At 42.3% G+C, this 9,593-nt stretch carries 9 protein-coding genes; 8 read left to right on the plus strand and 1 reads right to left on the minus strand.

Annotation, left to right across the window (positions count from 1 at the left end):
• Positions 1 to 321: 321 nt before the first annotated feature.
• Genes ACYQ2O_RS08110 through ACYQ2O_RS08130 form a run of 5 tightly spaced genes read left to right on the plus strand, consistent with a single transcriptional unit; the run spans position 322 to position 5,237 of the window.
• Positions 322 to 1,140, plus strand: a complete 819-nt coding sequence (locus ACYQ2O_RS08110; RefSeq protein ID WP_459770661.1) for a phytoene/squalene synthase family protein — start codon at positions 322 to 324, stop codon at positions 1,138 to 1,140.
• 32 nt (positions 1,141 to 1,172) lie between these two features.
• A complete protein-coding gene (locus ACYQ2O_RS08115; RefSeq protein ID WP_459770648.1) occupies positions 1,173 to 2,675 on the plus strand; it encodes a phytoene desaturase family protein in 1,503 nt (500 codons plus the stop codon).
• A 37-nt stretch (positions 2,676 to 2,712) separates the two neighbouring features.
• A complete protein-coding gene (locus ACYQ2O_RS08120) occupies positions 2,713 to 3,825 on the plus strand; it encodes a glycosyltransferase family 2 protein (protein ID WP_459770650.1) in 1,113 nt (370 codons plus the stop codon).
• Between the two features lie 29 nt (positions 3,826 to 3,854).
• On the plus strand, positions 3,855 to 4,322 hold the full coding sequence (locus ACYQ2O_RS08125) for a glycosyl-4,4'-diaponeurosporenoate acyltransferase CrtO family protein (protein ID WP_459770663.1): 468 nt from the start codon (positions 3,855 to 3,857) through the stop codon (positions 4,320 to 4,322).
• 57 nt (positions 4,323 to 4,379) lie between these two features.
• Entirely contained in the window at positions 4,380 to 5,237 is an 858-nt protein-coding gene (locus ACYQ2O_RS08130; RefSeq protein ID WP_459770652.1) for a VOC family protein, read from the plus strand.
• 140 nt (positions 5,238 to 5,377) lie between these two features.
• Here ACYQ2O_RS08130 and tnpB read toward each other — a convergent pair whose 3' ends face one another.
• Entirely contained in the window at positions 5,378 to 6,457 is a 1,080-nt protein-coding gene (gene tnpB / locus ACYQ2O_RS08135) for an IS200/IS605 family element RNA-guided endonuclease TnpB (protein ID WP_459770654.1), read from the minus strand.
• A gap of 76 nt (positions 6,458 to 6,533) precedes the next feature.
• On the opposite strand from tnpB, the gene ACYQ2O_RS08140 reads away from it, so the two are divergent.
• The 3 genes from ACYQ2O_RS08140 (at position 6,534) to ACYQ2O_RS08150 (ending at position 9,317) form a co-directional block, all read left to right on the plus strand.
• A complete protein-coding gene (locus ACYQ2O_RS08140) occupies positions 6,534 to 6,671 on the plus strand; it encodes a ribbon-helix-helix domain-containing protein (RefSeq protein WP_176759613.1) in 138 nt (45 codons plus the stop codon).
• A gap of 272 nt (positions 6,672 to 6,943) precedes the next feature.
• Complete coding sequence (locus tag ACYQ2O_RS08145) at positions 6,944 to 8,833, plus strand: heavy metal translocating P-type ATPase (protein WP_459770656.1); 1,890 nt, start codon at positions 6,944 to 6,946, stop codon at positions 8,831 to 8,833.
• Between the two features lie 13 nt (positions 8,834 to 8,846).
• On the plus strand, positions 8,847 to 9,317 hold the full coding sequence (locus tag ACYQ2O_RS08150) for a glutathione peroxidase (RefSeq protein WP_459770658.1): 471 nt from the start codon (positions 8,847 to 8,849) through the stop codon (positions 9,315 to 9,317).
• The last annotated feature ends 276 nt before the right edge of the window (positions 9,318 to 9,593 follow it).

Raw genomic sequence — 9,593 nt, forward strand, 5'->3', positions numbered from 1 at the left:
GTCCAATGGGACAACTGAAGAAAATGTTTGGGTAATGAAACACACAGAATGAGCCATTTTAATATTAAAATTGAAGAGTTACCATCTCTAGAAAAAAAGTTTCCGCCAAAGTCTTGACACATACCTGGTGGCGTATCATATATTGATTATATTTGAAGTATGTTACTATGAATTAAATAATGTAAATGACAAGTGTTATGGAAATAGAGTTTAAGAACACTCTCTATACCATTTATATTTTTTAGAGGAGGAGCTTGTATCGAAAAAGAACGGATACACTCTTCAGGCATAGATCAGGCCTATGCTTACTGCGAAGAGATTATAAAAGAACAGTCCAAGAGTTTTTATTTTGCTTTTTCGAAGCTGCCAAAAGATAAGGCTGAAGCAGTGTATGCCATTTATGCTTTCTGTCGCTTGGCAGATGACAGCATCGATGAAGCAGAAACAAAAGAGCAGCAGGCTGAAGCACTGGCTATGCTGACCAGCGAACTGAACCGATTTGAGCAAGGGAGAGAAGCGGACCACCCGATCTGGCACGCATTGAGAGATGTCTTCAGCAGATTTGATATGCCGATTCAACCATTTTATGATCAGCTGAAAGGGCAGGCAATGGACTATCATTTCGAACAGCCCTCGACGCTGGAAGAAGTGGAGGCTTACAGTTACTATGTAGCTGGATCTGTTGGTCTGATGCTTCTTCCGATCATAGCAACTGAGAACCATCAGGAGTTAAAAGAGCAGGCAATCGCTTTAGGCGTCGCTATGCAGCTGACGAACATATTAAGAGATGTCGGAGAAGACTACCGGAAGATTCATCGTATTTATCTGCCGTCTGGTTTAATGAAGAAGTTTAACTATACTGAACAGAATCTGTCTGATGGAGTGATCAACGAATCATTTATCAGTATTTGGGAAACACTTGCCTTAAGGGCTGAACAGCTTTATCTGGACTTCACTAAATCATTAGATCTTTTTGACAAGGATAGTCAGTATCCTGTTGCCTTGTCATCAAAAGTATACGGCGGAATACTTGACGCTGTGAGACAGAATAATTATGACTGCTTTTCCAAGAGAACCAAGACTTCCATGATAATGAAAATGCGAATATTGAGAGAAGTAAAGATGCAATTTGATAAGTGAGAGAGAAAATTTACAAGAATGAGGCAGAAAATATGACGAAAGTAAACCATCAGGGGAAAACGGTCGTAGTCATCGGTGGAGGACTGGGTGGATTGTCATCTGCCATATCACTGGCTCAAAACGGCTATACTGTGTCCTTGTATGAAAAAAACAGTCACCTGGGCGGCAAACTGAACAGGCTGGAAAAAGAAGGATTCGGCTTCGATCTCGGGCCATCTATTCTCACCATGCCTCATATTTTTGATGAATTATTTAAAAGAAACGGAAAAAAGCTGGCAGACTATGTGCCTCTCAGACAACTTGATCTGGAATGGCGTTCGTTCTTCACTGACGGGACAACCATTGATTTGTACAATGATCTGGATGAAATGAAGCAGAAGAATCCTGCGTTAAGTGATACGGACCTTCAGGAATACCGCAATTATCTTGATTATACTCGCCGATTATATGAGGCAACTGAAGAAGGGTATTTTAATAAAGGACTGGATGATCTGAAATCCATCATTGATTACCATGGTCTTATCCCTGCATTGAAGGGGTTCGATTATTTCCATACAATGGCTCAAGGTATTGATAAGCGTGTAAAAAATCCTTACATGAGGGACATGCTGAAGTATTACATTAAATATGTCGGTTCCTCTGCAGATGAAGCACCGGCTGTCTTGAATGTTCTGGCATACGTACAGAAGAAAATGGGACTCTGGTATGTCGACGGAGGCATGCACAAGCTGGCTGAAGGTTTAGTCCAACTTGGAAAAGAAGTCGGTGTGAGCTTTCATACAGGTGTTGAAGTGACAGCAATCGATACGAATGAAGAGAATGAAGTGACAGGTATAAAGCTTGGCAATGGTGAGCATGTCAGGGCTGATAAAATCGTTTCAAACATGGAAGTTATTCCCACCTACAAGCGACTTTTAAATGTCGATGCCGCCCATACAGATAAACTGGAAGAGACATTTGAACCAGCAGCATCCGGCCTCGTGCTTCACCTTGGTGTCGACCGGACTTACCCGCAGCTGGCTCATCACAACTTTTTCTTCTCTGAAAACTCCAAGCGTAACTACAAGACAGTCTTTAAAGATAAAGGATTGCCTGAGGACCCAACGATTTATCTTGTAAACAGCAACAAGACCGACCCGTCTCAGGCACCTGAAGGACATGAGAATATCAAGATCCTTCCGCATATTCCTTATAATCAGGATCGGCCGTTTACCGATGCTGATTATGCTCAGCTGAGAGAACGTGTTCTGATCAAACTGGAGCATATGGGTCTGACTGATTTGAGAAAACATATTGTAGTTGAAGATCAGTGGACGCCTGTGGACATTGAACAGACTTATTACTCTACACATGGCGCAATCTACGGTGTTGTTTCTGACCGGAAAAAGAACAAGGGGTTCAAGTTTCCTAAGAAAAGTGACCAGTACAAGAACCTTTATTTTGCCGGAGGATCGGTCAACCCCGGTGGCGGAATGCCGATGGTCACGTTAAGTGGGCAGCAAGTCGCCAACATCATCATAAATGAAGACAAGTAACAGCTGGTAATCATATTGAGAGAAAGGATGTGCGCAGATGAGTGAGGGAATACTTGCCGTGCTCCTTTCTATCGGTCTGATGAGCGGGTGTTTCTTTTTGTTTAAAATACCCGCCATTCCTTTAACCAAATCTGACAGAAATCTGCCAGCACTTTCTGTCATTATCCCGGCCAGAGACGAAGAAGAATCTCTGCCGAACCTATTGAAGTCCTTGAATAGACAGACTTATAAGGCTTTGGAAGTTATTGTTGTGGATGATGAATCCACAGACGATACAGCTAGGATTGCGGCAGCGCACGATGCGAAAGTATTGTCCACTGAAGAATCAAAACTTGAATCAGGGGGAAAATCTGCAGCTTGCTGGATAGGAGCCGAAAAGGCAAAGGGAGAATGGCTGCTCTTCCTGGATGCCGACACCTACTTTGTCAATGACCGGGCGCTTGAATCAGTTGCTGATCAATATTTGAATCAACAGGACAAGGGCTTGTTATCCATACAACCCTTTCATGAGATAAAAAAAGTTTACGAAACAGCATCGATCGTTCCAAATATCATGGTCATGGCCGGGGTCAATCGGTTCAGCCTATTAGGCAAAAGTATCGAAGAGAGAGGAGCTTTTGGCCCGTTTCTGCTTACGACGCGTAATCATTATGAAGAAGTTGGTGGGCACAGGACTATACTGGACAGCCACATGGATGACATCGAACTGGCAAAACGGTATAAAGAAACGGGCTTGCCTGTTGATGTGTTCAGTGGAAAGAAGACTGTCCATTTCCGGATGTTTCCTGAAAGCTTCAGTCAGCTGGTCAGTGGCTGGACGAAAAGCCTGCTTCATGGATCGGAAGGGACCCACCCCTTAGTTCTGTTAAGTATTGCGTTGTGGATAGCGGGGATTTGCCTGTCGACGACTATACTGATCGAGACATTAGTTACCCTTGGACCAGCAGGTATTCTACTTCCTGGTCTGATCTATTTCTTTTACTGTGTGCAGTTCAGGTGGCTGATGAACAAAGTCGGTCAGTTTCCGCTATGGACAGCAGGCTTTCCGGTAATTTATATCATAGTCTTTCTGTTTCTGTATCTCTGGGCAGTCTTTCAGGTGAAAATACTGAAAAGAGTCAGATGGCGGAACAGAGAAATAAAGTTTTAGGCTGAAAGGAGAAAGGATTGTTGAGGTTAGTGTGGGTAAACATAGCAGTATGGCTTTTTTTCCACGTGAGCATTTCACTCGGTCTCCTGAAAGTCCCCTACAGTTACTTTGGACCTGACCACCCGTCAGACATCTTATTCAGAGAGCGGTCCTTTGAACAAAAGGGGAAGCTCTGGAGAAATGTATTTTATGTACACAAATGGAAAGACAGACTCCCGGATGGTGCTTCACTTTTCAAGATGGGTTATAAGAAGAAACAGTTGGCTGATACGACAGTAGAAACAATGCAGCTGTTTATAATGGAAACGAAAAGGGCAGAACTGACTCATCTTCTGCTTCTTCTTCCTGCACCATTGTTTTTCTTGTGGAATCCAGTCTGGGCGGGTTTTGTCATGGTGTTCTATGCAATCATCGTAAATGTCCCATTTATTATTATTCAGAGATATAATCGTATCAGGCTGGCGATGATTGCTCAAAGAAGATATAAAAGAAGATGATTTTATTCCGAATCCGTGTTACTATATAAAAGTAAGTAAAATTAAAGGAGGATAAGGATGGGTAGAATAAATAAACTGATGGAAATAGGGTATGCTGAACTGAATGTGAGAGACCTGGATAAAATGACGCGTTACTATACTGATACAGTCGGACTTAGTCTGATTGAAAAAACTGACTCACAATCAAAATTAGGTATTGCAGAATCAGGAAAGGTCCTGCTTATTCTTGAAGAAACCCAAGGTCAGGATAACTTAGAAGTGAAAGCAGGTCTGTTCCATACCGCTTTTTTGCTTCCTGAGCGCAGGCATTTAGGAAATACATTATACAATCTTTTAAAAAATGAAGTGGCAATTGCCGGTGCTTCGGATCATGGTTATAGCGAAGCGTTATATCTGCAGGATCCTGAAGGCAATGGAATCGAGATTTACCGTGATAAGCCTAAAGAAGAGTGGGTGATCAACGATGACGGAACGATTCCAGGTGTGACAGAACAGATGGATGCACACGGCGTGCTGGACAGTCGGGATGAGAAAGTATCTCCATTATTTCCTGAAGGAACTGTCGTGGGTCATATACACTTGTCCGTATCAGACTTGAAAGAATCAGAGCAGTTTTATACTGATGCTCTTGGAATGGATTTGAAATACAAGTATGGTGCTCAGGCACGTTTTATTGCTGCTGGAGACTATCACCATCATATTGGAATGAACACATGGGCAGGTAGTGGCTTACCTAAGCGACGATCCGGCGATTTGGGACTACGTCAATTTACGCTTGTTCTGCCTGACCGGACAGATATTGATAAGCTGGCCGATCGTCTGTCAGAAAACGGTTATCCCTTCGAACGGGAACAGGACAGTTTGTCAGTAACTGACCCGAATGGCATCATTATTACCTTTAATGTTATAGAGTGAACTACCCACCACTTAAATCCTTTGGATTTTGAAGTGGGGGCTTCCTACGAACTCCATTCTTATCTGCACAGACTTCATACAGACAGAGGAATCGGATAGGGGTAGGCTCAAAAGGCAGTCCCTGCCTCATTGATTTTCTTTTACTTGGCCAATGCCAAGAGGTTTTTGCTGGCATTGATATCTCTGTCAAGGTATTCCCCGCATGTCGGGCAGTCCCACTCCCGGATATTGAGCGGCTTCTTGCCGTCTCGGTGTCCGCAACTCGAACAAACCTGACTAGACGGATAGAATCGGTCTGCTTTGATAAGTGTCCGTCCTTTTTGCTTGGATTTATATTCTAATTGTCGGACGAATTCATACCATCCTGCATCACCAATGCTTTTTGCCAGTTTATGATTTTTCATCAGGTTCTTACTGGACAGAGTTTCGATTACAATGACTTGGTTTTCGTCTGTAATCTTTTTGGATAGTTTGTGCAAGAAATCCTTCCGTTGATTGGCGATTTTTTCGTGTTTCTTAGCAACCACCAAGCGGGCTTTGTTTCGGTTCTTACCGCCTTTTTGTTTGCGGAACAACGAACGCTGGGCTTTCTTGAGTTGCTTTTCTGATTTATACAGATGTTTGGGGTTTTTGTATTTCTTTATCTCACCTAAATCGTTGGTAGTGATAGCGAAATCCGAAAGGCCTAAATCAATCCCGATTTTCCTTTCGGTGATTTCCATTTTCTCCTCTTCTGATTTCACCAGAATAGAAACGAAATACTTTCCGGACTTGTTCATGGAAATGGTGCACGACTTGATGACTCCTTCAAACTTTCTGTGTTGCTTCAGTTTCACGAAACCAATTTTTGGAAGTTTGATTTTTCCGTTTTCCATTCGGATATTTCCGCCTTGGTTATTGGTGGTATAACTCGCTTTTGACTTGTGTTTGGATTTGAACTTCGGGAAACCGACGGACTTGTCTCGGTAAAAGTTTTTATAGGCTCTTTCCAGATTTTGTTGGGCATTCGCCAAGGCTAGACTGTCCACTTCTTTCAAAAATGAAAATTCTTTTTTGTACTGAGCCGGTGTATTGTGGAGCATCTGTTTCGTTTCTTTGTAGTGGTCGATTTTGTCGCTGAGCATTTTGTTGTAGATGAAGCGGACGCATCCGAAACAGTTCGCAAAATAGTCTTTTTGTTGTTCGGTTGGGTATAATCTGTACTTGTATGCTTTCAACATATTTGTCACCTCCTCTTTTAGTTTTCTACTTGATTATACTGTAAAAATACCGTACAATCAAGTCGGGGGTGAACATATGTCTGACAAAGAACGCGTAGAAATACGCATGCCAAAAATCATTTTAGAAAAAGTAGACGCCTATCAAAAAGAAAATGGACTGCCGACAAGAACAGCAGCTATCCTCGAACTAATAAGAAAAGGTCTTGAAAAATAAATTCAAGCTATCGCTTGACCGACATTCATCTCCCACTTTCACTGGTGCTTCGCACCCATACGTTTAGAAGTGGGAGACTTCTTTCGGAATTACGTTAAAATAAATGGGACCTTTGGCAGAAAATACATATGTCTGTCAAAGGTCTTTTTAGTAATAATGGCAAGATTATGGATAATGAGAAATAGTATCATTCTCATCTGAATGAATACACTGGGTCCCTGCTAAAGATTGTGCTATCTTTAACATATAAAGCATAAACGAGGGTGACTAATATGAAGGCACTATTTAAAAATAACAAGCCAATGCTTCTGACCGTGATCAGTGGGTTTCTGATCCTGTTCGGTGGCATTGCATCATATAATAACTGGAGACCGTTGGATGTCGTCCTCTTTATCAGTTCCTTTATCATTGGCGGGTATTATCAGGGGAAAGAAGGCATAATGGAGCTGGTAAGAAACCGGTCACTCAATGTTGATATTCTGATGGTTCTCGCAGCAGTAGGGGCATCGATCATCGGTTTCTGGCTGGAAGGTGCTCTGCTGATTTTCATTTTCTCACTTAGTGGCTCACTTGAAATCTACACAACAAATAAAAGTACAGATGCCATTTCTCACCTGATGAAGCTTACACCTGACACAGCTCTCCGCCTCACAAAAGAAGGCAGAACTGAAGAAGTCGAAACTGAAGCTCTCGAAATAGGTGACTGTGTCCTTGTTCCGAAGGGAGCTGCCATTCCTATAGACGGTCAGCTAATCAGTCAGTATGGGCTCATCGATGAATCAGCAGTCTCAGGCGAATCGGTCCCTGTAAGTAAGCAGGCGGAAGATGTAGTGATCGGGGGAACTGTGAATATTTCTCAGCCTATTAAGGTTCGTGTGACCACTGACTATTCAGACACACTTTTCGCTAAAATAATCAGACTGGTTGATGAAGCGCAAGGTACACCGTCTCAGACAGCAACATTCATTCAGTCGATAGAAACGCATTATGTAAAAATTGTTCTAGTTTTTGTGCCAGTCATGATTCTTGTTTTTCTCTATATTCTTGGTTGGGGTTTCACAGAATCATTTTACAGAGGAATGGTCCTGCTTACTGTTGCTTCACCTTGTGCTTTGATGGCTTCAGCCAGTCCCGCCACTTTATCGGCGATTTCTAACGGAGCTAAAAACGGCGTGCTGTATAAAGGCGGTTCCTACCTTGAGAATTTTAGTCATATCAGCGCAGTTGCATTTGATAAAACCGGAACTCTGACTGAAGGAGCACCGAAAGTGACGGATGTGGTATTTAATGATCAGTCATATGGCAAGGAGATCCAGCAGGTCGTTGTCGCTATGGAGAAACAGTCCAGCCACCCCCTTGCGAGAGCAGTTGTCGATCATTTGAGTGCTGAAACGGAAGGCAGACTGTTCCACTTTGACCTGATCAATGAAGTAGAAGGAAAAGGGATGGAAGGCGTTGACGGAACAGACAGATATAAAATAGGAAAGAAAGAATTTGTTGTTAAAAATGATGATGATTACTTGGCAATTGAAGCAATGAACAGACAGAATGAGGGAAAGACAGTTTTGTATGTATCAAAAAATGATGAACTGACTGCCTATATTGCTTTACTGGATCTCCCGGCTCCCGGAGCAAAAGAAACAGTAGACTATTTTAAAAGTCACAACATCAGGACGCTCATGATAACTGGAGACAATCAGGCGACAGGTGAATCGATCGGTTCATTGATAGGAGTCGATGAGGTGATAGCCAACTGCCTACCTGACGAAAAAGCGGAACTGATTCTGGAACTGAAGAAACGGTACGGCACAATTGTCATGGTAGGCGATGGCATAAACGATGCTCCGGCTCTGGCGAATGCCTCCATCGGAATTGCAATGGGTGCGGGAACGGATCTCGCTATGGAAGCTGCTGACGTGGTGCTTGTAAAAAATGATCTGCAGCAGCTGTCTTATAGTCATAAACTGTCCAGACGCCTGAACAGAATCATAATGCAGAATGTTGTATTTTCGATTGCCGTGATTGTTTTTCTGATCATAGTGAATCTGCTGCAGCTGATCAATCTTCCTTTAGGAGTCATTGGACACGAAGGCAGCACGATACTAGTTATATTGAACGGCCTGCGTCTGCTCAGATCATCGAGTTTTCAGCACAACAGTTAAAGGAGAATGCCCCATGGATTTATATGATATTGAAGTAGAAACGATTGAAGGAAAGAAACAGACACTGGATGAATATAGAGATAACTGGCTGATTATTGTCAATACGGCCAGCAAGTGCGGTCTAGTGGGGCAGCTTGAAGGGCTCCAGAGTATATACAACGCGTACAAAGATAAGGGAGTCCAGGTACTAGGATTCCCCTGTGACCAGTTTATGAATCAGGAGCCGCTGGAAAATGACGAAATAAAGGAATTCTGTACCATGAACTATAGCGTGACTTTTCCATTATTTAAAAAAATCAAAGTCAACGGGAATGACGCTCACCCCTTGTACAAGTATCTTAAAGAACAGACAGGCGGGAAGATGATTAAATGGAACTATACTAAGTTTTTAATAGGGCCGCAGGAATCAGTGATCGAACGTTTCTCTCCTGTATCTGGTCCTGAAAAAGTAGAAGAAGAACTGAAAAAGCAGTTAGATAAATAAAAAAGAAGATTTCTTCACATGTAAAACATTTAAAACAAAGTCTTGTTAAGTTACCGAATCACAGTTGTTTGGTGCTGACAAGGCTTTTATTTATGCAGTTTAGCTTAATTTTTTTTAAATATTAGAGCTTTCTTCTTGAAATGTAATTGACTCAAGTTTTGCAGTTAAAAAATAGCCTTTGACCCTTGGTGTCATTGACTTGGTACCGATTATTATGCCGCTTTTGATATTTGATTCAGCTGATTTTCTTTTAAAAATGGCTTGAAGAGTTCCGGT

The sequence above is a fragment of the Alkalibacterium sp. m-11 genome, from assembly GCF_054658155.1.